This window comes from Methylocystis sp. H62 (genome assembly GCF_015709515.1).
In the GTDB taxonomy this organism is placed as follows: domain Bacteria; phylum Pseudomonadota; class Alphaproteobacteria; order Rhizobiales; family Beijerinckiaceae; genus Methylocystis.
Map to the genome: position 1 here is coordinate 223587 of NZ_JADNQZ010000059.1, position 21826 is coordinate 245412.

The following is a 21826-nucleotide window of genomic DNA, read 5'->3' on the forward strand; positions in this document are numbered from 1 at the left end:
CGGGTCAGCCTGGAAAGCAGCGCCCGAAGGCCAGCAGCAGACGCGGATCGCCGCGCAGCCGGATCTTGCCGCGCAGCAGCGCCCAGACGAGGCTCGTCTCCTTGCGAAGGAAGCGCAACCAGGTTTCGGAGTCGGCGACCACGGTCAGCCGCGAGTCGCCGACGAGCCCATCGTCGACGCGGAGCGTTCTGTTTGCGATGGCGACGGTGGCGTTGCGATGTTCCGCGCCTGTGAAGACGAAGTGATAGACTGCGTCGAGACCGTTTGACTTGCCACGTTGAAAGACGAGCCTGAGTCCGGAGAGGAAGCTCTCGATCGTCGGGGGACGAAAGGGTGCGCCGACGCGTTTCAGTTGCTTAGCCGGAAACCGACGCGTCACATAGCTTTCCGCGTCGGAGTCCACGACGACGTAGACCGTCTCGGCTTTCTTCTGCAGAGGATCGACGATCTCCTGAAGATAGCGCTTCTTGTCCGCTTGATAGGCGCCGATCACATCCGCGCCTGCCGGGCAGACGGCCATGCAATAGGCCGCCTTGTAGTTCGGACCGAAGGCGAGGCTCTGCCACATCGAGACGGTCTCGGCGTCGCTGACTTTCGCGCGATAGGCGCGCGCGCTTTTTGCATCCGCGATCGTCTCCACCCACTCGCCGAACCCCCCCATGAACTCCCGGTAATTATGCGTGTAGCAGGCGCCGAAGTCGAAATGTCCGTCCGGCGCAATCGCGCCCGTCGGACAGGCGGCAACGCAGAGCTTGCATTCGAAGCATGGATTGAAGTCGAGCGCCCTGGCGCGCGCGCCGCAATCGACGTCGACGGCGACCGTGCCGAGCAGAATGAAATTGCCGAACGTCGGATGGATGACATTGCGATGGATGCCCATCCGTCCGAGCCCCGCGGCGATTGCGACGGGCTTGTGCGCGATGATCCACATCTTGCGCGGCCAGCGTGACGCTTCCATTGGGAATCCCATTGACGGATAGGCGGCGCGCACGCCGCGTGCTTCGAGGGAGTGGGCAATCGCGCGCGCGACTTCGTCGCAATCATCGGCTGCATGGTGGAATTCGAGATTGGCGACGGATCGCGCGGGACTGCGGATGTTCTCGCGGTTCATGCGGAGGACGAAGGAGATGAGCGTGCGCGCGAAGGGAAAGGCCGCGAGGATATCGCCCCGCTGATCGTCAAGCGCCGGATCGTCGAGCGAGACAAGGCCGACGTCATCGGCGCCGGCCTCAAGAGCAATGTCTCGGAGAGCGTTCGCATCGAGATCTGCGGGGTCACGTGCGAAGGAGAGGCTGCGATCTACCATTGCATATACCCCTTTTAGCGCGGCGACGGTCTCGGCGCCGTTCACCTTAGATTGGCGAGGTCGTCTCCGTCAGAACGCGTAGCTCGGAGAGAAGCTTTTGCAGACGTTCGGCGCCGAATTTCGCCTCCACCGCATTCTGCGCCTCTCGCCAGTGCGGCAGCGCGTTGGCGAGCGTCGCCTCGCCGAAGGGCGTGAGCGCAATCTTGCGCGTGCGGCGATCGTCGCCGTGCTTTACCTTCACAAGCCCGTGCTTCTCCAAAACCGCTAGGTTTCGAGCAAGCGCGCTGCGATCAAGCGCGAAATATTCGGCCAGTTTGCTGACCGTCGCGCCTCCGGTGAGAGAGCAGGCGACGAGCAGCGAATATTGCGTCGGCTCCAGACCCGTCGCCGCCATGAATTGCCCGTAGAGCCGCGTCATGGCGCGACTGGCGCGACGAATATTCGCGGCCGCGCAGTTTTGCGCGCAGAGCGTGACGTCGGCTTGATCTAACGAAGTCATAATACATGCATATGCCCCTTTATTCGCGCCGTCAAGCGTGGCCGGCGCTCGCTTGTGTGCGAGAGCACAGCGAACCAACGCGCTTCGGATGAAGGTCGTGGCCTGCTTGTCTCATGATCAAAAGGGGAGTGATGAGATGCGAATGTTCATCTTCCTGGTAGTCGCCGCTCTCGCCATGTCCTTCAGTCTCTATTCGAGCGCTGGCGGCTTGAAGAGCGCGTCGACCTCTGCGCCGCAGGCGATGAGCCACGACGCCAATCCGCCGGCGCGTTGCGTTAAGAGCAAAAAAATGCGGCAGGCGAACGCCGGATGCGTCATGAAGGGCAAGCGCCGCAGCGCGTAATTGGGAGCGCTTGATCCGTCGACGGGCGGCGTTAGCTACTCGCGCAACCCTCACACGCGAAAAGAGGCTCAGCATGTCCATTCCCGGCGGCGACGAGACGGCGGCTCAGACGATCGAACTGCGAATTGCGCCACGCGCCCGCGATCTCGGCGGCTTCAGCGTCAGGCGCGCCTTGCCCGACGACAGGCGCCAGATGGTCGGGCCGTTCATCTTTTACGATCATTTCGGCCCGGTTCAATTCGCGCCGGGGCAGGGGATAGACGTGCGTCCGCATCCCCATATCGGGCTTGCGACCGTCACCTATCTTTTCGACGGGCGCATTCTGCATCGCGACAGTTTGGCGAATGTGCAGGAGATCGCGCCTGGCGCGATGAATTTGATGACCGCCGGGCGCGGCATCGTGCATTCCGAGCGCACGCCGCCGGGGCCGCGCGCGGCGGGGCAACAGATGCTCGGCGTGCAAAGCTGGCTGGCCTTGCCGTTGGCGCAAGAAGAAACCGCGCCGAGCTTCCAGCATTTTAGCGCGAACGTTCTTCCTATCGTTGAGGATGAAGGCGTGTTCGCGCGCGTCATCGCAGGCGCCGCGTTCGGGACGACGTCGCCGGTGGAGACCCTGTCGGACTGGTTCTATGTGGAGGTGCGTCTCTCCGCCGGCGCCTCAGCGCCGCTCGACGCCGATTATGAGCAACGCGCGCTTTATCTCGTCGAGGGCGTCATCGAGATCGCCGGCGAACGTTTCGACGAGCCGCAACTGCTGATCTTCAGCCCCGGCGCCGCGATCACGATCCGCTCGCTTTCCGATGCGCGGATGATGCTGCTCGGCGGCGCGCCGGTCGACGGACGCCGCTTTGTCTGGTGGAATCTCGTCTCTTCCAGCAAGGAGCGGATCGAGCAGGCGAAGCGCGACTGGCGGGAAGGGAAGTTCCCTTCCGTGCCGGGCGACGCGGAGTTCATTCCGCTGCCGGAAGAGTAGGGGCGGTCAGCCGCCGACCATCCGGCGGCAGGCGGCTTATATATGTGGTGAATTCCACCATCCACTCCCAGCCAGACGAACAAAATCATCGAACGCTCATGCCTAAAGCCCGTCAGCTGGATGCCCATTGGCATTGGGCGCGGGAAGGCTGAGGCCATCGAGCGTTGCATGCAGGCGCGGCGCGGCGAAGTCGATGAAAGCTCTCAGTTTGGCGGAGACCAGGCGGCTCTGAGGATAGACAAGGTGAACTGGGACGGGCGGCGGCGTGAAATCGTCGAGAAGCGGCGCGAGTCGGCCGTCGCGAATCTGATCGGCGACCATGTACGACAGCGCCACGGTGATGCCGTCCCCCATTTCCGCCGCGGCGATGGCCGCAGCCGCGTCATTGATCTCGAGCCGCGGGACAAACGAAACGCTGTCGCCTTTTTTGCCGTCGAGAAAGCGCCACTCCCGGTTCGGCATAAGGCCGGTGAACGCAATGATTGAGTGGAGACGTAGATCGGCTGGAGTCTGCGGAACGCCCCGCCGCACGAGATAGTCCGGGCTCGCAACCAAGATCCTTCGAACGGTTCCGATCTTTTTCGCGACCAAATTTGAAGCCGGCAAGGGACCGATGCGGACGGCGAGATCGATCGCTTCTTCCACGAGGTTGGCGATGCGATCCAGCAACAGCACCGACATGGTTACGCGTGGGTGCTGGCTAAGAAAGGCGCACACCACCGGCGCGAGCGCCGTCCGACCAAATGTCACCGAGGCCGTCAGCGTGATATGGCCATTCGGAACCGCCGTTTCGCCGACAGCTTCGTGTTGGGCGTAATCGAGATCGGTCAGGATGCGCCGTGCGCTATCCAGGAAGCGCTGACCGACATCAGTGATGGTTAGGCTGCGGGTCGTGCGGTTGAAGACGCGGGCGCCGAGACGCTCTTCAAGCGCGGAAATCGCCCGGGTCACCGCAGGGGGAGACAGGCGCAAGCGCGTTCCCGCTTTCACGAAGCTGCCGGCGTCGGCGACGGCGACAAAGACCTCGAGTTCGTGGAGGCGATCCATTTTATTCCTCCAATCGGAATAATGAATTCCATACGTCAGATATTCTTACAATGAAAATAACCAGCCATTGTCTGGAGGAGCGGCGCCGAGGCGCGCCGCGCCGTCAACGAAACAAGGATTGACCTTATGGCTCGAATTGCCGTCATCGACCCCACATCCGCCACTGGCGAAGCCAAGAAGTTGCTGGACGCCGTCCAGGCCAATCTTGGCGCGGTCCCCAACTTCATCCGCGTGCTGGCCAATTCCCCGGCGGCGCTGAACGCGTTCCTCGGCATCCACGGGATCGCCGGCGCGGGTTTTCTCGACCCGAAAACGCGGGAGCGCATCGCGCTGGCCGTCGCCGAACAGAACGCCTGCCAGTATTGCGTCTCGGCGCATACGGCCATCGGCCGCAAGGCCGGTCTGGACAGTCAGGAGATGCTGGCGAACCGCAACGGCCGTTCGTCGGAGGCCAAGGCGGAAGCCGCGCTCGCCTTCGCCCGCGCGCTCGTCGAACATGCCGGACAGGTGAGCAAGGCCGAATTCGACGCCGTGCGCGCGGCCGGCCATTCGGATGGCGAGATCATCGAGATCATCACGCATGTCGCGATGAACATCTTCACCAATCTGCTGGGCAAGGCGACCCAGATCGAGATCGACTTTCCGGAAATCGAGCTGAACAAGGCCGCCTGATGATCTTGGAATCCGGCGCGGCTGACACTGCGCCGGATTCCTCAATCCAGAGAGGAGCTTTCAATGACCGAGACGACTCAATCCGCCGGCGCCCGCCCGCCGCTGCCGCCGTTCACACGCGAAACCGCCATACAGAAAGTTCGCATGGCCGAAGACGCCTGGAACACGCGCGACGCCGAGCGCGTGTCCCTCGCCTACACCGAGGACAGCCGCTGGCGCAATCGCGCGGAGTTCCCGGTCGGCCGAACCGAAATTGTCGCGTTCCTGAAGCGCAAATGGGCGCGTGAACTGGAATATCGCTTGATCAAGGAACTCTGGACGTTTGCCGCGAATCGGATCGCGGTGCGCTTCGTTTACGAGTCGTGTGATGACGGCGGCGACTGGTTCCGCAGCCATGGCAATGAGAATTGGGAGTTCGACGAATGCGGTCTGATGCGACTGCGCTTCGCGAGCATCAACGATCAGCCCATCAGCGAAAGCGAACGGAAGTTCCGCTGGCCGCAAGGCCCGAGGCCTGCGGATCACCCGGGTCTTTCCGATCTCGGACTTTAGAGGCGCGGGCGTGGGCCTGCAGGAGGACGCAATGCCGCATCGTTACGCCGAGATCGCCTTTACCCCGACGGTGAAGAAGGCGCAGGAGCAATTTGGCAGCCGCAACGCTTATGCGCGTATGGAGGGAGCGCCCGAGACCAGGAACCATCTGCTCGGCCAAGCGGAGGCTCAATTCATCGCGGCGCGAAATTCGTTCTACATGGCGACGGTCAGCGAAACCGGCTGGCCTTACATCCAGCATCGCGGCGGGCCGACGGGATTCGTGCGCGTGCTGGATGACGCCACGATCGGCTTCGCGGATTTCCGCGGCAACCGGCAATATATCAGCCTCGGCAATCTCGCGAACGACGATCGCGTGTCGCTGTTCTTCATGGACTATCCAAACAAGACGCGGCTGAAGCTCTTCGGGCGCGCGAAGATCGTCGGTCTCGACGACGAGGCGACCTCTCTGCTCGAAATCCCGGATTACCGCGCCCGCGTCGAACGCGGCTTCCTGATCAGGGTCGAGGGATTCGACTGGAACTGCCCGCAGCATATTACCGAACGCTACACGCTCGACGAAGTGCGCGCGATGACGGCGCCGCTCACGGCGCGGATCGCCGAACTCGAGCAGCAACTCGCCCCGGCGGCCGGCGCCGCGACCTCAATCTAGGTCCAAAAAATCGAACAATCGCGCGTTCAAATCATACGATGACAACGTCGACCATTGCTGCGACGGCTGTTGGTATCACGGCTCCACCACCACGGTCGCGCCGACGGCGACGCGGTCGTAGAGATCGACGACGTCCTCGTTCAGCATGCGGATGCAGCCATAGGAAGCGGCCGAGCCGATCGACTTGCGCATCTTCTGCGTGGTGCCGTGGATCGCGACCTGACCCTCGCTGAGCGTCATGGCGCGGGCGCCCATCGGGTTATTCGACGCGCCGCCGGGGATCACCTCCGGAAGCTCCGGATGATCGTGCTTCACATCTTCCGGCGGCGTCCAGTCGGGCGCGACGAATTTGGCGTTGATCTGCACGACGCCGCTCCATTCTTTGCCTGCCTTCGGCACCGCCACCTTGTAGGCGATGGCGTCGTCCTGATCGACGATGAGATAGAGCTTGCGCTCGTGCTCGCTAACGACGATGGAGCCGGGATCGAGCTCGGAGTGATAATGAACGAATTCGCGGGCGGCGGCGGCCTGCGGCGCCGAGGCGGCGCCGATGAGGGCGGCGGCGAAAGCGAATTGGGCGATCTTGGACGTGCGGCGGTTCATTGTCTTGCGCTCGATGTTCGATGTCTCGATGAGCGCGTTGTAGAACAGGCGCCGCCCGCATACCGTGCGGCGGCGCACGCGGGCGCTCCTTCAGGTGAGCGTCGAAGCCGAGTCTTGCGCAGCGCCCTCAGGGCGCACGCGTTCTTTCAACCATCTGAAACATGCAATTCCAAGAAAACCGACGATGATCAGCGTATGGGGCGCGGTGATTGAGAAGTGATACGCCAAGGCCGCGGAAATGGCGCGTTCCTTCTGGAGGCCGTAGCCGTTGACGAGATAGGCGACGATGCCGGCCTCGAACAGCCCCAGGCCGGCGGGGCTCGCGGGAACGGCGATCGCCAGCGCGCCGATGATCAGCAACGTCATCGCGTGCATAAGCGTGAAATCGATTTCAGGCAGCAGCGTTCTGAAGGCGACATAGACCAGGCAGACGTTTGTCGTCCATATCGAGGCCGTGAAGAACGCCGTTCTCGCGGCGCGATGATGGGCGACCAATCCTCCGGCCTGTTTGAAAAAAGCGTCCAACCGCAATGCGCCCACGATGCGCCAATCCGGAAGGCGCCAGACGACGGCTTTTCGCCGGAAGACGAACATGCCGCAAAAAACGATCGAAAGGATCACGGCGGCTGCGGTCAACAGGCGTGGATCGATGATGCGCGAATCTGAGTTCGCAAGGATGAGCAATGACAAAAGGACGATCGCTGTAACGTCGTAGAGTTTTTCCAGCAGGACTGCGGCGCTGATGCCGCCGATCGCATAATTATAATAGGAATGTCCAAAATAGATTTTCACGCCTTCGCCAGCCCTGAACGGAACTAAACTGTTGAAGGTGAATCCCATCGTGGCGATCAGAAAACCGGACGAGAGTCCGCCGCCAAGCAGCGTCGACAGGCGCGACCCATAGAACAGCAAGACGAACACATTCATCGTCATTGCGATCAGAATCGCGCTTAAGGGGATCTGCTTCAGCTCCTGCGACAGATCGGCGAATTCGATGTTCTGGTAGAGCCAGTAGGAGATGTAGGCAAAAAAGGCGGCGTTCAGAATCAGCGCGACATATCCGCTGCGCTGAGAGATAAACTTTATTGAGCTGGTCGCTTGCTGCGCACCGGCGCTGGGGGGCAAAGGCCGAAGGCCGCCGACCGGCGAGACGATCTCGCTCAATCGCAGCTCGGGCGCGAGAAGCGTCGGTTGAAGTCGATCGTCCTCTACGCTCATGGCCATCTCGCTCTGCGCGGAATAGCGCTTCGCCTCGTAGGCCAGAAAGATGGCCGGCGCGAAGACCGGCCGATTCTCTGGCCCGCACAGACCATCCGCTTAGAGCGCGCTGCGAAAAAGTGGGAACCGGTTTTTCGCGTAGAGCGCGCTCTAAACTTTGGGATCGATCACGTTATCTGCATTTGGGCGATCCGCCCAAATGCAGCGTGATCTAGTGCAGATACTGGCCGCCGTTGATCGTCAGCGTCGAGCCGGTGATGAAGCCGGCGTCATCGGCGGCCAGGAACACGACGGCGCGCGCGATCTCTTCCGGCTCGCCGAGGCGGCCGACGGCGATATAGGGAATGATGTGCTTGTCGAGCACGTCCTGCGGAACGGCCTTCACCATCTCGGTGGCGATATAGCCCGGCGCGATGGCGTTGACGGTGATGCCCTTCGACGCGCTCTCCTGCGCCAGCGCCTTCACGAAGCCGATGTCGCCGGCCTTGGAGGCGGAATAGTTGGTCTGGCCGGCCTGGCCCTTCTGGCCGTTGATCGACGAGATGACGATGATGCGGCCGAAGCCGCGATCACGCATGCCGTTGATGACCGGGCGCGTGACGTTGAACAGCGAATTGAGATTGGTGTTGATCACCGCCTGCCACTGGGCAAGCTCCATCTTGTGGAACAGACGGTCCTTGGTGATGCCGGCGTTGTTGACGAGAATGTCGACCGGGCCGATCTCCTTCTCGATCTGCGCGATTCCGGCGGCGCAGGCGTCGTAGTCGGACACGTCGAACTTGAAGACCGGAATGCCTGTCTCAGCCTTGAACTTATTGGCGGCTTCGTCATTGCCGGCGTAAGTCGCCGCGACAGTGTAGCCCGCCGCCTTCAGCGCCTTGGAAATCGCTTCGCCGATGCCGCGCGTGCCGCCTGTCACAACTGCAGTTCTTGCCATTTAAAGAGTCTCCTCCAGAATTGTTGATTGTTTGAAACGGCGGTCGGCGGTCGTGAGCAGGCAGTCGGAGAATATCGCAATCCGAATGCCTACTGCCGACGTCCTATTGCCGACTGCCGATGATTACCGCTCCACCGTCAGCGCGATGCCCATGCCGCCGCCGATGCAGAGCGTCGCGAGGCCCTTCTTGGAGCCGCGACGCGCCATCTCATGCAGGAGCGTGGTGAGCACGCGCGCCCCCGAGGCGCCGATCGGATGGCCGATGGCGATCGCGCCGCCATTGACGTTCACAATCGCCGGATCCCAGCCCATGTCCTTGTTGACCGCGAGCGCCTGCGCCGCGAAGGCTTCGTTGGCCTCGATGAGATCGAGATCGGCGACCTTCCAGCCGGCCTTCTCCAGCGCTTTGCGCGACGCGGGGATCGGCCCGGAGCCCATCAGCGACGGATCGACGCCGGCGGTCGCCCAGGAGGCGATGCGCGCCAGCGGGGTCAGGCCGCGCTTCTTGGCCTCTTCGGCGCTCATCACGATGAGCGCCGCGGCGCCGTCGTTGAGGCCGGACGCGTTCGCCGCCGTCACCGTGCCGTCCTTGGCGAAGGCCGGGCGCAGCTTGCCGACGCCCTCGATGGTCACGCCATGCTTGATATATTCGTCAGCGTCGACGACGACGTCGCCCTTTTTGGTCGAGATCGTATAGGGGATGATTTCGTCTTTGAACTTGCCGGCCTTCTGCGCGGCCTCGGCCTTGTTCTGCGACTTGACCGCGAATTCGTCCTGCTGCTCGCGGGTGATCTGCCACTGCCGGGCGACGTTCTCGGCGGTGACGCCCATGTGATAATTGTTGAAGGCGTCAGTGAGCCCGTCGATGATCATGGTGTCGACGAATTTGACGTCGCCCATTTTCGTGCCCGTGCGCAGCTGCGACGCATGCGGCGCGAGCGACATCGACTCCTGACCGCCGGCGACGATGATGCTGGCGTCGCCCGCCTGGATTTGCTGAGCCGCGAGCGCCACGGCGCGCAGGCCCGAGCCGCAGACCTGATTGATCCCGAAGGCCGTGGCGCTGTCCGGAACGCCGGCCTTGATCGCCGCCTGACGCGCCGGATTCTGGCCCTGCGCGGAGTCGAGCACCTGCCCGAGAATGACCTCGTTGACCTCATTGGGCTGGACGTTGGCGCGCTCGAGAGCGGCCTTGATGGCGACGGCGCCGAGCTCGTGGGCCGGAACCGCTCCAAAGGCTCCGTTGAACGATCCGACGGCGGTGCGCGCCGCGGAAACGATCACGATATCGGTCATCTGTCGATCTCCTCGAAAAATAAGTCCAACCGCCCGACCGCCTTAGCCAGTCAGGGGGCGAAGTGTTGGTCCTTTCGCGCTTGCGGTGGGCAAGCGCGGCCCGTTTTGCACGGAATCGAGCGGTAGCGAAAGGCTTTCGGCATGAAAATATTGCCGCAGGCGCCAATTTGCGCGTATCGTCCAACGCTAGACGGCTGTTTTTAGGCGGGTGGCGGTCGCGGGGCGAGGGGAGCATGTCAGGCGTATGGCGACTGAGAAAAAACCCACAACGATCAAGAAATACGCCAATCGTCGGCTCTATGACACCGGAACGAGCACCTATGTGACGTTGGAAGACCTTGCCGGGATGGTGAAGCGCGGCGAGGATTTCGTCGTGTGCGATGCAAAAAGCGGCGACGACATCACCCGCCCGGTTCTGGCCCAAATCATCTTCGAGCAGGAGGGCAAGGAAGGCCAAAGCCTGCTGCCGATCGCCTTCCTGCGCCAGCTCATCCGCTTCTACGGCGACTCGATGCAGATGCTTGTGCCGAGCTATCTCGAATTCTCGATCGACAAGCTGACGAAGGAACAGCAAAGGTTCCGGGATCAGTTCACCTCGGCGCTCGGCGTCGGGGGCGCGCCGTTCGCCGAGCCGACACGGGCGGCGTTCCAGTCGCTCGAAGAGCAGGCGCGCAAGAACATGGCCGTCTTCCGTCAGGCGCTGACCATGTTCAATCCCTTCGGCGTGCCGGCGGAAGGCATGATGACCACGGCGCCCTCGCTCGACGAGCAGGAGAATGGCGGCGTTCGGAAGGAAGGCGGCGACGTCGCCGACCTGAAGCGCCAGCTCGACGAGCTGAACAAGCGGATCGATAATCTGTCGAAGGGGTGAGGCTGGTTAGCGTAATGCTGAGTTTCTCCTTCTCCCGCAAGCGGGAGAAGGTGTCGCGCGAAGGCGCGACGGATGAGGGCAAAGGCGTTCAGGAAATTGCGACGCCCTCACCCGACCCGGCCAAAAGGCCGTCGTTAGCGACGGGCGTCTTTACAGACGCCCTTTGGCCGGGCCACCCTCTCCCGCATGCGGGAGAGGGGAGTCGCTGCGGATTTACGTATTAAACCTGAAATGCATCACGTCGCCGTCGGCGACGACATATTCCTTGCCTTCGAGCCTTAAGCGCCCGGCGTCGCGCGCGCCCGCTTCGCCCTTGTTTGAAACGTAATCGCAATAGGCGATCGTCTCGGCGCGAATGAACCCCTTCTCGAAATCGGTATGGATCACGCCCGCCGCCGCCGGCGCGCGCACGCCTTTCTCGATGGTCCAGGCGCGCGCCTCCTTCGGGCCGACGGTGAAATAGGTGATGAGATGCAGGAGGTCGTAGCCGGCGCGGATGACGCGATTGAGCCCGGGCTCGACGAGGCCGACCGCCTCCAAATAATCCTTCTGCTCGGCGGCCGGCAGCACGGCGATCTCGCTCTCGATCTTCGCCGAGACGACCACCGCGGCCGCGCCTTCCTCGGCGGCGCGAACAGCGACTTTCGCAGATTGGGCATTGCCTTCGGACGCCGACGCCTCTTCGACGTTGCAGACGTACAGCACCGGCTTCGACGAGAGGAGCCCGAGACCCGCGAAGGCGACGCGTTCTTCCGCGCTCACCTTGGCGAGACGCGCGGGCTTGCCCTCGCGCAGCAAGACAAGGCAGCGGTTCATCAGATCGGCGAGTTCCTTCGCCTCCTTGTCGCCGCCCTTGGCTTTTTTCTCCATAGCGACGACGCGCTTTTCGAGGCTGTCGAGATCGGCGAGCATCAGCTCGGTCTCGATCGTCTCGACGTCGCGGATGGGATCGACGCCGCCCTCGACATGGGTCACGTCGCCGTCCTCGAAACAGCGCACGACATGGGCGATCGCGTCGCATTCGCGGATATTGGCGAGAAACTGGTTGCCCAGCCCTTCGCCCTTGGAGGCGCCGCGCACCAGGCCGGCGATGTCGACGAAGGTCAGGCGCGTCGGAATGATCTCTTTGGAGCCGGCGATCCTGGCCAGTTCCTCAAGCCTCGGGTCGGGAACGGCGACTTCGCCGACATTGGGCTCGATCGTGCAGAAGGGATAGTTCGCGGCCTGCGCTGCCGCGGTCTGCGTGAGCGCGTTGAAGAGGGTCGACTTGCCGACGTTGGGCAGGCCGACGATGCCACATTTGAACCCCATATCCGTCCCGGTTTTTGGATTGCGCGTTGCGGCGCGGTATGCGGGGCGGCGCGAGAAAAGGCAAGGGGGACGCGCGTCCCCCTTGTCTTCATGCTGCGATCGTCGCGCGCGGCCTTCGCGTTAGAGGCTCTTCAAATATTCGAGAAGCGCTTTCTTGTCGGGATCTGAAAGCGAAGTTCCGAAGTCATGGCCGCAGCGGCTGTTGCCGGAATCGCGTTTCGAGCAATCGTCGGCGTTGTAGGTCGAGTTGAATGACCCCTGTTCCCTCGCCAAGCCGACGTTCTCAATGTCATAGGCCGGGCCGACCTTGAAGGAGGCCGGACGGTCGGCGGGCTTTTTCAAGAGATCGGCGAGGGTCGGCACGGAGCCATTGTGCAGATAAGGCGCCGCCGCCCAGATGCCGCGCATCACCCGCGCTTCAAAGACCGGGGCTGGTTGCGCGCTGGGCTTCTTGTAGAGATTTTGCAGGTCCGCCGAGAACTTGGCGGTTATGAGACTGGCGGCCGTCTCCGTCCTGGCTTGTCGAGACTCGGGGATGCACTCTTCAACGATCGGCTTGAACACGTCGACGCCGAAATGGAGCGGCGCTTCGAGGATCGATCCAATCACCGAGAGGCCGAGAATGCTGATGATCTTGTCTTTCGGTTTTAGCGGCGTGTCGATCCCGGGGACAAAGGGGATCGCTGCGCCATTGAGCACGCCGGTGTCCGCCTCGCGTCCGAGCACGTTGTATTCGCGCACGTCCGTTCCGACATCCTGAAGCGGCGTTTTCCACGTGTTGAGATTGCAAAGTCGGGGCGTTCCTTTCGCGACTTCGTGACAACCTGTCGCGCAGCCGCCCTGCTTGGGATCGCGATTGAAAATTTCTTCGCCTTGCGCGACGAGTTTTGGATCGAGAGTCCACGGCCATTTCGGCGGGCCGATCTGCTGGATCAAATTTTCAAGACGCATGAGGCCCGGATAATTCAGCGAGGAATCATTGAGGAAGTTGATGAGTTTGGGGAGCCGGGAAGAATTGAATTTGACGAGTTGCGGCAATGCGAGCGTGAGAGGCGTCGGACGGTAGATGCCGAAAACCCCGTAGACTTCGCCGACGTTCCGCGCCAGACCAAGAATGTCGTCGCCGTTGCGGGCGAATCCCGGCCACTGCGTCATATCCTGAATGGGCGCGTTCCACAGGAACGGGTAACGCACCGGCGCGTCGGCCAGTGCAATGTTCTGCTCGATGATCCGCGACGATGTCGTTCCGATGTCCAGTCCGGCGACGCGGTTGAAGATCATCGATACGGCGTCGGCGCGCGCGACGCCCCAGCCAGGCTTGGGGAGCGATTTGCGCATCAGAACGTCGTAAGGCTGGAACCAGACCTCGACCTCCTTTCGCAGCTTCCTCAGCGCGCGTTCGTTGGGGTCGCCGCCAAGCGCCTCTTTGGCGAATTCGTCGAAGGCGGCCTCGTCGGCGAGAATTTTTTGGAACGCCGTATCGATATCGGCGAGAAGACTTTGAAAGTCGCTGAGCGCCGGCCCCCCATCGATCCGCCAGGAGACGCCGTTGACGTCGATCTGACGCGTATGGCAGGCGGAACATGTCATGCTGAAGAATTGCGCCCCCTGTTCGGAGGCGGCGAGAAAGCCCACCGGCAGTCCGGGAGTCGGGCTGTTCGGATTGGGCAGATAGCCATAGCGGGTCAGCCCATCCTCGAGGAAATGTTTGCCGTCAGAATGTCTCAGAGCCCTGATCCAGTTGAGCGGCATGATTCGCGCGCCCTGGTCGAGACTATAGAAGTCGTCGCGGTCCGCCGGCGCCCAATGGGCCCCCTGATCGGCGTATTTCACTTCGGCTGACGCAGGACTTGCCGCGGCAAGTGCGAGCAGCGCAGCTGCGGCGATGTGCGCACGCAATGGCGTGCGCAGTGCTTTGTTTGCAATCATGGCTCCCCCAAAACAATAGAATATGCGATGAAATTAGAGCATAGGCGCGCGTGATTCACAACGGGCGGCGGCGCGCCGCCGCTGTGCGCTATGCACGCGCCGACATGGCATGAAAATGAAGAAAACTCCTTCCGCTTCTCGTCTTGGCTTCCTGATTGGGGCGCTGTTGTCGATGCTCGCGACAGGCGCGCCGCTTCGCGCCGAAACCGCGACGCCCGAAACGGCGCCTGCGCCCGCGCAGTCGGCGCCGACGCCCGTTGCGCCGCCGGCGCCCGCGGCGCCGCCCGAACCTGCGCCCGTAACGTCTGCGCCGCCTGTCAGCGCCGTGCCGCAAGCGACAACGCCAGCGCCCGCTCAGACCGCGGTGAAAAAGCCAAAGCCAAAACCCACGCCGCCGCGCGAGACGGCGCTGTCCGACGATCCGACGCCCGCATTGCAGCCTCAGACATTTTTCACCACCTCGAAAGCGGCGGACCACTATCGGCAGATCGTCGATCGCGGCGGATGGCCGAGAGTGGGGGTCTCGCTTCGCCCTGGCGCGAAGGGACCCGCGGTGTCGACGCTGCGCCGGCGCCTCGCCGCCGAAGACGAGAGCCTCGTCGACACGGCGAAAGAGAAGTGGGACGCCGATCTCACCGCGGCGGTGAAGCGCTTTCAGTATCGGCTGGGGCTGAAACAGACGGGCGTCGTCGCCGGCGCGACGCTACGCGAACTCGACGTTCCGGCGGAGACCCGCTTCCATCAGCTCGAGTCCACCGCACAGCGGCTCACCGCGTTCGATTTCGCCTTTGGCCCGCGCTACATCGTCGTCAATATTCCGTCGACGGCTGTCGATGCGGTGGAAGACGATCGCGTCGTGCGCCGCTACGCCGCGATCGTCGGCGATCCCGAGCACCATTCGCCGGAACTGCAGGCAAAGGTCGTCGCGGTCAACATCAATCCGACCTGGACGGTTCCGGTCTCGATCATCAAGAACGAGATCGCCCCGAAGATGCTGAAGGACCCGACCTATCTGCAGCGCTCGCATATTCGCGTGCTCAATGCGCAACGCGAGGAGGTCGATCCGCGCTCGATCAACTGGGCGAGCGAGCGCGCCGCCCAATACACGCTGCGGCAGGATTCCGGCGCGGACAATTCGCTGGGCTCGATCCGTATTTCGATGCCCAATGCCCATTCCGTCTACATGCATGACACGCCGTCGCGAAATCTCTTCGCCAATGACTATCGCTTCCTGTCGCATGGCTGCGTGCGCGTGCAGGGCGTCGTCGATCTCGCGGCCTGGCTGCTTGACGGCGAATCCGGTCCTACGATGAGCAAGGATGAAATCAACGCAAAAATTGCGTCGGGCGAACGCGAGGAGGTGAGGCTGACGCAGCATGTGCCGGTGGCGTGGGTCTATATGACCGGCTGGGCGTCGGCGGACGGCCTCGTGCATTTTCGCGACGACGTCTATCATCTCGACGAAGTGAGCGCGATTGCGGAGCAGTGAAGCCTCGTTCGCTTGAATGGCCCGGATGTCATTCTCGGCGGACCGAAGGTCCGACCGGGAATCCAGAGCATTCCCGATCATGCGCGTCGCGCGTGTCGGGAATGGCGCCCAAACGTATTGTCCGTATGAGCGCTACAGCGTCACGCGGTAGCGAACGAAACTGTCGGCTTCAACGAATGAATCGTAGAGACGCCGCGCGCGTTCATTGTCGGCTTGCGTGTGCCAATAGAGGCGCGCCCATCCGCGAGCGCGTCCAAGATCGATGAGGTCTTGAACGAGCGCGCGGCCCAGGCCCGCGCCCCGAAGCGTTGGATCGACGAAAAGGTCTTCGAGGTAACACGTCGGCGAGGAGGTCCAACTGCTTTCATGCAGCACAGAGACCGAGAAGCCGACGACGCGCGCGTTTCTTTCCGCGATCCGTCCAATCATCGTGGATGTCGGGTCGAGCAGGCGGCGCAAGGTCAATTCCGTCACGTCGATCGGCACAGACGTTGCGTAAAATTCGTTATAGCTTGCCCAGAGCCTGCGCCACGCCGTGGCGTCCCACTCGCGAATGTCCCGGATGAGCGTCATTCGTCTTGCGCTCTGGCGCTTTCGTGCCAGCCGCGCAGCAGAACATAGGAGAACGCGGCGAGCGCGCCGTAGATCGCCAGCCCGCTCAGCGAGATGAGCGCCAGCGCCGCGAACATGCGCGGGATGTCGAGACGGAATCCCGCCTCGACGATGCGATAGGCGAGGCCGGTTCCCTGACCCGAGGCGCCGGCCGCGAGTTCAGCGACGATGGCGCCGATGAGCGCCAGTCCGCCGCCGATGCGCAGGCCAGCGAGGAATTGCGGCAGCGCCGAGGGCAGTCGCAGATAAATCAGCTTCTGCCATGGCGAGGCGCGATAAAGGTCAAACAGATCGCGCAAGCCGAAGTCGACGGAGGCGAGTCCGAGCGAGGTATTCGAAAGAATCGGAAAGAAGGCGACGAGAAAGGCGCAGACCAGCACTGCATTGCCGGGTTGCAGATAAACCAGCAGCAAAGGCGCGATGGCGATGATCGGCGTGACCTGCAAGGTGATGGCGAAGGGCAGCAGCGCGCGCTCCAGCCATTTCGATTGCGCGATGAGCAGCGCCAGCGCCACGCCGCAGATGGTGGCGACGACAAGCGCCTCGAAGGTGACGCCGAGCGTCATCATCAGCGACGAGAACAGGAGTTCACGGTCCTCGACGAGTTTGGCGAGGATGACGCTCGGCGCCGGGAGAATATAAGGCGGGATGTTTTTCCAGCGCACGAGCGCTTCCCACAGCGCGAGCGCTAAGAAAAGAACCGCGAGCGGCACGCCGATGTCGCGCCAGGGGATCGCGCTTGGTTTCTGGATCACGGCGTCGCTTCTTCGATCGAGACGCGAAGCGCCCGCGACGCCCGGCGACACACGTCGGCGAAGATCTTGCTCGAGCGATAGTCGTCGTCGCGGGGAATCTCCGGGTCGATCTCGATCTCGTCGACGAGTCTGCCGGCGCGCCGCGACATCACCACGATGCGCGTCGAGAGATAGGCGGCTTCGAACACCGAATGGGTGACGAAGACGATCGTCGCGCCGAACCGGCGTTTGAGCGCGAGAAGATCGTCATTGAGTTTGAAGCGCGTCACCTCGTCGAGGGCGGCGAAAGGTTCGTCCATCATCATCAGCGTGGGCCGCGTCACCAGGGCGCGGGCGATGGCGCAGCGCATCCGCATCCCGCCGGAGAGTTCTCGCGGCAGCGCGCGCGAAAAGTTGAGCAGACCGACATGCGCGAGCGCCTCTTCGATGCGCGGCGACGCCGCTTCGCGTGGAACGCCCTTGAGCCGCAGCGGCAGAAAGACATTGTCGAAGACGCTCGCCCAGGGTAGCAGCGTCGCATCCTGGAACACGACGCCGATATTGTTCTTCACTTGAGGCGCGCTCCAGTCGATCGCGCCTGCCGTCGGGCTCGCGAGCCCCGCTATCAGCCGCAACACCGTCGACTTGCCGCAGCCCGAGGGACCGAGCAGCGTCAGGATCTCGCCTTCGCGCACGTCGAGATCATAGTCGGCGAGGGCGACGAGCCCGCTTGGGAAAATCTTGCCGACGGCGCGCAGCGAAACCAGCGCGGGCGCCGTCACTTGCACATCCGCGATGTCACGCGCGCTCATGTCGGATCCCTGGCGTCATTTCGGCCGCAGCTCCATGCCGACCTTCTTGCCGATGAAACGCAGCGTGTAGCCGCGTTTGTAATCGATGTCGGCGGGAACCACGCCGGCCTTCGCCATCTTATCGAAAAAGCTCTTCATTCGCGCGTCGGTGATGACGCCGACGCCATAGGTCAGCGCGTCGCCGGAATCGACGATCCCGCGCTCCTTCATTTTGGCGAGAGAATAGGCGATCTGACCGTCGGTCATCTCCGGATTGTCGCGCTTGATCATCGCATTGGCTTGAGCATTGTCGCCGTAGAGATAATTGTACCAGCCGACAATCGAGGCGTCGACGAAGCGCTGCACGAGGTCGGGAGTCTTGGCGATTGTGTCGGCGCGCGACTCGATCGTCGTCGAATAGCCGTCATAGCCGTAGTCGTGCAAAAGAAAGACATTGGGCGTGAAACCGCCCGCGCGCTCGATCGCGTAGGGCTCAGAGGTGAGAATTCCCTCCTGAATCGATGTCTTGTCGGCAAGAAAAGGCGCCGAGTTGAAATTATAGGGCTTGGCGTTTTGGTCCTTGAACCCATAGGCCTGCTTCAGCCATTGCCAGACGGAAGCGCGCATGTCGCTGGCGATGAAGGCCGTCGCCTTGGGCAGATCTTCGAAACGATCGAGGCCGACGCCGGGATGCGACATGAAAATCACCGGATCGACCTGAAACATGCTGGCGACGGTGACGACCGGCACGTTCTGCTGCACCGATTCGAACATCTGGATGGTGTTCGCGCCCATCGCGAAGTCGACCCGGCCTGCGGCGAGCAGCAGCCGCGCGTTGAGCTGCGGACCGCCTTGCAAAAGGGTCACGTCGAGTCCGTATCGCGCATAAGTGCCGTCGGCGATAGCCTGATAGAATCCGCCGTGCTCGGCTTGCGCCCGCCAATTGGTGGCGAAGCGCACCTTGTCGAGCGCGAGGGCGGGCGCCGCGATGAGGAGAGCGATGAGCAAGGCGACAAGGCGCATGGTGCGGCTCCGGCTGCGAGGCGCGCATCATACATGAACGCGCGCGGGCTCTATATCCCGCTCGACTTCGACGAGAAATTGAAGCCTTCGACGAGCATCGCCGGCGCCGCCGGCGCGCCGCCTTCGCCCGCCGCGCGCCAGGTCCGACGCGTTGGACCGAGCGCCTTGATGTTGCTGAACAGCTCGCCCAGTCGCTGATTGAAGCGCATGTTGCGCATCGGCGCGACGATGCGGCCGTTCTCGATGAGGAAATTGCCGTCGCGCGTGAGGCCGGTCAGCAGCAGGCTCTTCCGGTCGACGATATTGGTGTACCAAAGTCTCGTCACCAGAACGCCGCGCCGCACCGAGCGCACCATATCGTCGATCGAAACATCGCCGCCCGACATGACGAAATTGCGTACAAATGGAATTGCTTCCGCTCCGGTCTTTTGCGCCCACGCGCGCGAACGATAGAGCGTGGTCACGACGCCGTTCTCAACGAAGGCGCGGGCGCGATGCGGCACGCCCTCGAAGCCGAAGGCGGCTTCAGGCGCCAGCGGATCGGCCGGATCGACGCGGATCGTGAGCTGTTCGTCAAAGAGCTTCTCACCCAAATGCGCTCCGCCGCCAGGACGCGCGAAGAAGCTTCTCCCCTCGTCGGCGGCGCGCGCCTCCATCGTTCTGATGAGCCAGAAGGCAAGCTCCGCCGTCGCATCCGGTTCGAGAACGACGGTATAGGCGCCGGGTTCGAGATCAACAGGCGTCGCGTCATACGCGCCCTTGGCGCAGGCGACGCGCGCGATTCGCTCGGCGTCGAGACGATCCGCAAAGAACTGATGCGCGCCCGCCCAGCCCGACCAAGCATCGGCGCGGTTGCGCGCCGTGGCGGAAAGATCGATTTCGCTGCGCCGCTCATAGGCGAAAAGGCCGGCGCTCGTCGCATATGCGTTGAATCGCCTTGCCGTCGTCGCGCAGCCGAAGGTGTCGACGCCGATGCGCGCGCCTTCCGCGATGACGCGCGCGGCCGCGTCGGCGAGCGCGTCGAGGCGCAGATTGGCGGTCGCGTCGTCATAGCGGTCGGAAAAGCCGTAATTCTGCGGGCCGAGCGGCGCGACATAATCCGGGTCGACGGGCAATAGGCGCGCGATTTCTTCCGAGCGCGCCACGGCCGCGGCCACAGCCTCGTCGTCAAAGCGCGAGGTGCTGCAGGAGCCGATGCGCCCGCCGATATGCGATGAGATTCGCAGATTGGCTTCCGCGGTCGCAAGATTGGTCGTCGCGCCGGCGCGCGCGAAACGCAGACTCTGGTCCAAGCCGCCGTGAATCTGCACCGTGCAGGCATCGGCTTTGGAGCGCGCGAGAACTTTGTCGGCGATCGACTTTGCGTCGTCTGAAGAAAGGAACATGCTCTATGCGTCGTCGCTCGTGCTCAGCACGCGCACATTGCGAAACAGCGCCGGCGGGCTGCCATGCGAGACAGGCGCCAGCTGCACTGGCTCGGCCTTGCCGCAGGTGAAGGTGCCGTCGAGATGATAGGCGCTCGCATCGCACAGGCCCGAAAGCGAATTCCAAAATTGCGTGGTGCGGCCCTGATAGGCGCCGTCGCGCAGCAGATCGCCGAGCTTGCCGTTCTTGATCTCATAGAACAGCTGGCCGCCGAACTGGAAATTGTCGCGCTGCTGATCGATGCTCCAGCTGCCGGCGCCGACGACGTAAATGCCGTTCTCGACATCGTTGATGAGATCGCTGAAGGAGCATTTCTGAGGATTGGGCTTGAGCGAGATGTTTGGCATGCGCTGAATGGGAAACGTCGTCGGACTGTCCGCATAGGCGCAGCCGTTCGAATGCGACAGGCCGATGAGATGCGCCTGTCCAAGCGCCATCTGGAAATTCCTGAACACGCCCTTTTCGACGATGGCGAAGTCGGCGGCTTCCGCGGGGGCGCCGTCGTCGTCGAAGCCGATCGTGGCGAGCGCGCCGGGCTGCGCGCGATCGGCGACGATCGTCATCAATTCGGAGCCGAACTGCAGTTCGTTGAGCATATGCGGTTTGACGAAGCTCGTTCCGGCGAAATTCGCCTCCCAGCCGAGCACGCGGTCGAGCTCGGTCGAATGGCCGACCGTCTCGTGAATCGTGAGCCACAGATTCGTTGGGTCGATCACGACGTCGTAGTCGCCCGGCGTCACCGGTTTGGCGCCAAGCTTCGCGCGCGCCTCCTCGCCGGCCCGCGCGGCGTCCTCGATCAGGCCGGCGCCGACGATATAGTCCCAGCCGGCGCCGCGCGCCGGCGCCAGGCAATCGCGCGTCGCGAAACGGCCGCTGGCGCGGTCGATGGCTGTCGCCTGAAAGTTCGGCGCGACGCGCGTGCGGGTTTGATGAATGCGGCTGCCAAGACTATTGGCGAAGAATCGCTCTTCGCAGGTGGCCGAAAGCGACGCGGAACAAAAATCCGCGCCATGATCACGCGCGCTGGCGATGATCGAAAGCAGCAGGTCGGCCTTCTCGCCCGCGGACACTTCGAAGGGATCGACGCCCATGGGCATGATCCATTCGGCTTCATGCACGGGCAGCAGCTCAAGCGCGATCGGCTGGGTTTGTATCCGCTTCACCGCGCGGGCGTTCTCCAGGGCGCGCTCGACGCCATCGCGCAGGCTCTGCGGATCGAGCCGCCGCGCGCCATAAAATCCCCAGCAGCCGTCGAGCAGCACGCGCATGCCGAAGCCTTGCGACGCCCGCTCGTCGAAACTTTCCAAGCGGTCGTCCTTGGCGAAGGCATATTCGCGCCGCGTTTCGCCGATTCTGACGTCGGCGTAACTGGCGCCGTTTCGCCTCGCGCCCGTCAGCGCGATATCGGCGAGATCGTAGAGCAGCGCGCGGTCCAGCGCGAAGGCGCTGCGGCCGCTCGCGCATGAGGCTTCGGTCGTCGAAGGCGTGGCCGCCATTGGTCGCTCCAGAATTCCCTCATATGGTGGTCGTTTCGGCGGTCATT

Annotated in this window: 22 protein-coding genes; 7 read left to right on the forward strand and 15 right to left on the reverse strand. The window is 63.0% G+C overall.

The annotated features are described in order from the left end of the window. Positions 1-4 precede the first annotated feature (4 nt). Positions 5-1306: an SCP2 sterol-binding domain-containing protein gene (locus IYY11_RS20465; RefSeq protein ID WP_196405573.1), complete on the reverse strand. Its 1302-nt coding sequence runs from the start codon at positions 1304-1306 to the stop codon at positions 5-7. A gap of 46 nt (positions 1307-1352) precedes the next feature. Beyond that, on the reverse strand, positions 1353-1805 hold the full coding sequence (locus tag IYY11_RS20470) for a MarR family winged helix-turn-helix transcriptional regulator (RefSeq protein ID WP_196405574.1): 453 nt from the start codon (positions 1803-1805) through the stop codon (positions 1353-1355). Positions 1806-1941: 136 nt separating this feature from the next. On the opposite strand from IYY11_RS20470, the gene IYY11_RS20475 reads away from it, so the two are divergent. Beyond that, complete coding sequence (locus IYY11_RS20475) at positions 1942-2148, forward strand: hypothetical protein (protein WP_246720136.1); 207 nt, start codon at positions 1942-1944, stop codon at positions 2146-2148. A 73-nt stretch (positions 2149-2221) separates the two neighbouring features. Next, on the forward strand, positions 2222-3121 hold the full coding sequence (locus tag IYY11_RS20480; protein WP_196405575.1) for a pirin family protein: 900 nt from the start codon (positions 2222-2224) through the stop codon (positions 3119-3121). 102 nt (positions 3122-3223) lie between these two features. On the opposite strand, the gene IYY11_RS20485 is transcribed toward IYY11_RS20480, so the two are convergent. Then, positions 3224-4168 (reverse strand): LysR family transcriptional regulator, encoded by a 945-nt coding sequence (locus tag IYY11_RS20485; protein ID WP_196405576.1) that lies wholly within the window; start codon positions 4166-4168, stop codon positions 3224-3226. Positions 4169-4294: 126 nt separating this feature from the next. On the opposite strand from IYY11_RS20485, the gene IYY11_RS20490 reads away from it, so the two are divergent. The 3 genes from IYY11_RS20490 to IYY11_RS20500 all read left to right on the forward strand — a co-directional run bounded on the left by IYY11_RS20490 (position 4295) and on the right by IYY11_RS20500 (position 6044). Next, complete coding sequence (locus IYY11_RS20490; protein ID WP_196405577.1) at positions 4295-4840, forward strand: carboxymuconolactone decarboxylase family protein; 546 nt, start codon at positions 4295-4297, stop codon at positions 4838-4840. A gap of 63 nt (positions 4841-4903) precedes the next feature. After that, a complete protein-coding gene (locus IYY11_RS20495) occupies positions 4904-5392 on the forward strand; it encodes a DUF1348 family protein (RefSeq protein WP_196405578.1) in 489 nt (162 codons plus the stop codon). Positions 5393-5423: 31 nt separating this feature from the next. Beyond that, complete coding sequence (locus IYY11_RS20500; RefSeq protein WP_196405579.1) at positions 5424-6044, forward strand: pyridoxamine 5'-phosphate oxidase family protein; 621 nt, start codon at positions 5424-5426, stop codon at positions 6042-6044. A gap of 75 nt (positions 6045-6119) precedes the next feature. Here IYY11_RS20500 and IYY11_RS20505 read toward each other — a convergent pair whose 3' ends face one another. The 4 genes from IYY11_RS20505 to IYY11_RS20520 all read right to left on the reverse strand — a co-directional run bounded on the left by IYY11_RS20505 (position 6120) and on the right by IYY11_RS20520 (position 10098). Beyond that, positions 6120-6725, reverse strand: coding sequence for a L,D-transpeptidase (locus IYY11_RS20505; protein ID WP_196405580.1), 606 nt, complete (start codon positions 6723-6725; stop codon positions 6120-6122). A gap of 12 nt (positions 6726-6737) precedes the next feature. After that, positions 6738-7865, reverse strand: coding sequence for a lysylphosphatidylglycerol synthase transmembrane domain-containing protein (locus IYY11_RS20510; protein WP_246720137.1), 1128 nt, complete (start codon positions 7863-7865; stop codon positions 6738-6740). Between the two features lie 211 nt (positions 7866-8076). Beyond that, the gene (gene phbB / locus IYY11_RS20515; RefSeq protein WP_026222828.1) at positions 8077-8802 is read right to left on the reverse strand and encodes an acetoacetyl-CoA reductase; all 726 of its coding nucleotides are present in this window, start codon (positions 8800-8802) and stop codon (positions 8077-8079) included. A 123-nt stretch (positions 8803-8925) separates the two neighbouring features. After that, the gene (locus IYY11_RS20520) at positions 8926-10098 is read right to left on the reverse strand and encodes an acetyl-CoA C-acetyltransferase (RefSeq protein ID WP_196405581.1); all 1173 of its coding nucleotides are present in this window, start codon (positions 10096-10098) and stop codon (positions 8926-8928) included. A 244-nt stretch (positions 10099-10342) separates the two neighbouring features. Here IYY11_RS20520 and phaR point away from each other — a divergent pair, with 244 nt between their 5' ends. Then, positions 10343-10969: a polyhydroxyalkanoate synthesis repressor PhaR gene (gene phaR, locus IYY11_RS20525; protein ID WP_196405582.1), complete on the forward strand. Its 627-nt coding sequence runs from the start codon at positions 10343-10345 to the stop codon at positions 10967-10969. Positions 10970-11182: 213 nt separating this feature from the next. On the opposite strand, the gene ychF is transcribed toward phaR, so the two are convergent. Continuing rightward, on the reverse strand, positions 11183-12280 hold the full coding sequence (gene ychF / locus IYY11_RS20530; RefSeq protein ID WP_196405583.1) for a redox-regulated ATPase YchF: 1098 nt from the start codon (positions 12278-12280) through the stop codon (positions 11183-11185). Positions 12281-12400: 120 nt separating this feature from the next. After that, entirely contained in the window at positions 12401-14209 is a 1809-nt protein-coding gene (locus IYY11_RS20535) for a di-heme-cytochrome C peroxidase (protein WP_196405584.1), read from the reverse strand. A gap of 115 nt (positions 14210-14324) precedes the next feature. Here IYY11_RS20535 and IYY11_RS20540 point away from each other — a divergent pair, with 115 nt between their 5' ends. Beyond that, complete coding sequence (locus IYY11_RS20540; protein ID WP_246720138.1) at positions 14325-15698, forward strand: murein L,D-transpeptidase; 1374 nt, start codon at positions 14325-14327, stop codon at positions 15696-15698. Positions 15699-15830: 132 nt separating this feature from the next. Here the strand turns inward: IYY11_RS20540 and IYY11_RS20545 are convergent, their stop codons facing one another. The 6 genes from IYY11_RS20545 to IYY11_RS20570 are packed head-to-tail and all read right to left on the reverse strand — an operon-like array spanning position 15831 to position 21779. Further along, positions 15831-16271: a GNAT family N-acetyltransferase gene (locus IYY11_RS20545; RefSeq protein WP_196405586.1), complete on the reverse strand. Its 441-nt coding sequence runs from the start codon at positions 16269-16271 to the stop codon at positions 15831-15833. Beyond that, positions 16268-17065, reverse strand: coding sequence for an ABC transporter permease (locus IYY11_RS20550; protein WP_196405587.1), 798 nt, complete (start codon positions 17063-17065; stop codon positions 16268-16270). Before IYY11_RS20550 ends, IYY11_RS20545 begins: the two co-directional genes overlap by 4 nt. Then, positions 17062-17856 carry an ABC transporter ATP-binding protein gene (locus IYY11_RS20555; protein ID WP_196405588.1) on the reverse strand — a complete coding sequence of 265 codons (795 nt, stop codon included), beginning with the start codon at positions 17854-17856 and terminating at the stop codon, positions 17062-17064. The genes IYY11_RS20550 and IYY11_RS20555 overlap by 4 nt, the downstream gene beginning before the upstream one ends. Positions 17857-17871: 15 nt before the next feature. Beyond that, on the reverse strand, positions 17872-18858 hold the full coding sequence (locus tag IYY11_RS20560; RefSeq protein WP_196405589.1) for an ABC transporter substrate-binding protein: 987 nt from the start codon (positions 18856-18858) through the stop codon (positions 17872-17874). 50 nt (positions 18859-18908) lie between these two features. Further along, the gene (locus IYY11_RS20565) at positions 18909-20243 is read right to left on the reverse strand and encodes a TldD/PmbA family protein (protein WP_196405590.1); all 1335 of its coding nucleotides are present in this window, start codon (positions 20241-20243) and stop codon (positions 18909-18911) included. 3 nt (positions 20244-20246) lie between these two features. Beyond that, on the reverse strand, positions 20247-21779 hold the full coding sequence (locus tag IYY11_RS20570) for a TldD/PmbA family protein (RefSeq protein ID WP_196405591.1): 1533 nt from the start codon (positions 21777-21779) through the stop codon (positions 20247-20249). Positions 21780-21826: the final 47 nt, after the last annotated feature.

Excerpts from the sequence above, each read along its gene's own strand:
- IYY11_RS20465 (WP_196405573.1), bottom strand. The coding sequence starts at position 1,306 with ATGGTAGATCGCAGCCTCTCCTTCGCACGTGACCCCGCAGATCTCGAT.
- IYY11_RS20470 (WP_196405574.1), bottom strand. The coding sequence starts at position 1,805 with ATGACTTCGTTAGATCAAGCCGACGTCACGCTCTGCGCGCAAAACTGC.
- IYY11_RS20475 (WP_246720136.1), top strand. The coding sequence starts at position 1,942 with ATGCGAATGTTCATCTTCCTGGTAGTCGCCGCTCTCGCCATGTCCTTC.
- IYY11_RS20480 (WP_196405575.1), top strand. The coding sequence starts at position 2,222 with ATGTCCATTCCCGGCGGCGACGAGACGGCGGCTCAGACGATCGAACTG.
- IYY11_RS20485 (WP_196405576.1), bottom strand. The coding sequence starts at position 4,168 with ATGGATCGCCTCCACGAACTCGAGGTCTTTGTCGCCGTCGCCGACGCC.
- IYY11_RS20490 (WP_196405577.1), top strand. The coding sequence starts at position 4,295 with ATGGCTCGAATTGCCGTCATCGACCCCACATCCGCCACTGGCGAAGCC.
- IYY11_RS20495 (WP_196405578.1), top strand. The coding sequence starts at position 4,904 with ATGACCGAGACGACTCAATCCGCCGGCGCCCGCCCGCCGCTGCCGCCG.
- IYY11_RS20500 (WP_196405579.1), top strand. The coding sequence starts at position 5,424 with ATGCCGCATCGTTACGCCGAGATCGCCTTTACCCCGACGGTGAAGAAG.
- IYY11_RS20510 (WP_246720137.1), bottom strand. The coding sequence starts at position 7,865 with ATGAGCGTAGAGGACGATCGACTTCAACCGACGCTTCTCGCGCCCGAG.
- phbB (WP_026222828.1), bottom strand. The coding sequence starts at position 8,802 with ATGGCAAGAACTGCAGTTGTGACAGGCGGCACGCGCGGCATCGGCGAA.
- IYY11_RS20520 (WP_196405581.1), bottom strand. The coding sequence starts at position 10,098 with ATGACCGATATCGTGATCGTTTCCGCGGCGCGCACCGCCGTCGGATCG.
- phaR (WP_196405582.1), top strand. The coding sequence starts at position 10,343 with ATGGCGACTGAGAAAAAACCCACAACGATCAAGAAATACGCCAATCGT.
- ychF (WP_196405583.1), bottom strand. The coding sequence starts at position 12,280 with ATGGGGTTCAAATGTGGCATCGTCGGCCTGCCCAACGTCGGCAAGTCG.
- IYY11_RS20535 (WP_196405584.1), bottom strand. The coding sequence starts at position 14,209 with ATGATTGCAAACAAAGCACTGCGCACGCCATTGCGTGCGCACATCGCC.
- IYY11_RS20540 (WP_246720138.1), top strand. The coding sequence starts at position 14,325 with ATGAAGAAAACTCCTTCCGCTTCTCGTCTTGGCTTCCTGATTGGGGCG.
- IYY11_RS20545 (WP_196405586.1), bottom strand. The coding sequence starts at position 16,271 with ATGACGCTCATCCGGGACATTCGCGAGTGGGACGCCACGGCGTGGCGC.
- IYY11_RS20555 (WP_196405588.1), bottom strand. The coding sequence starts at position 17,856 with ATGAGCGCGCGTGACATCGCGGATGTGCAAGTGACGGCGCCCGCGCTG.
- IYY11_RS20560 (WP_196405589.1), bottom strand. The coding sequence starts at position 18,858 with ATGCGCCTTGTCGCCTTGCTCATCGCTCTCCTCATCGCGGCGCCCGCC.
- IYY11_RS20565 (WP_196405590.1), bottom strand. The coding sequence starts at position 20,243 with ATGTTCCTTTCTTCAGACGACGCAAAGTCGATCGCCGACAAAGTTCTC.
- IYY11_RS20570 (WP_196405591.1), bottom strand. The coding sequence starts at position 21,779 with ATGGCGGCCACGCCTTCGACGACCGAAGCCTCATGCGCGAGCGGCCGC.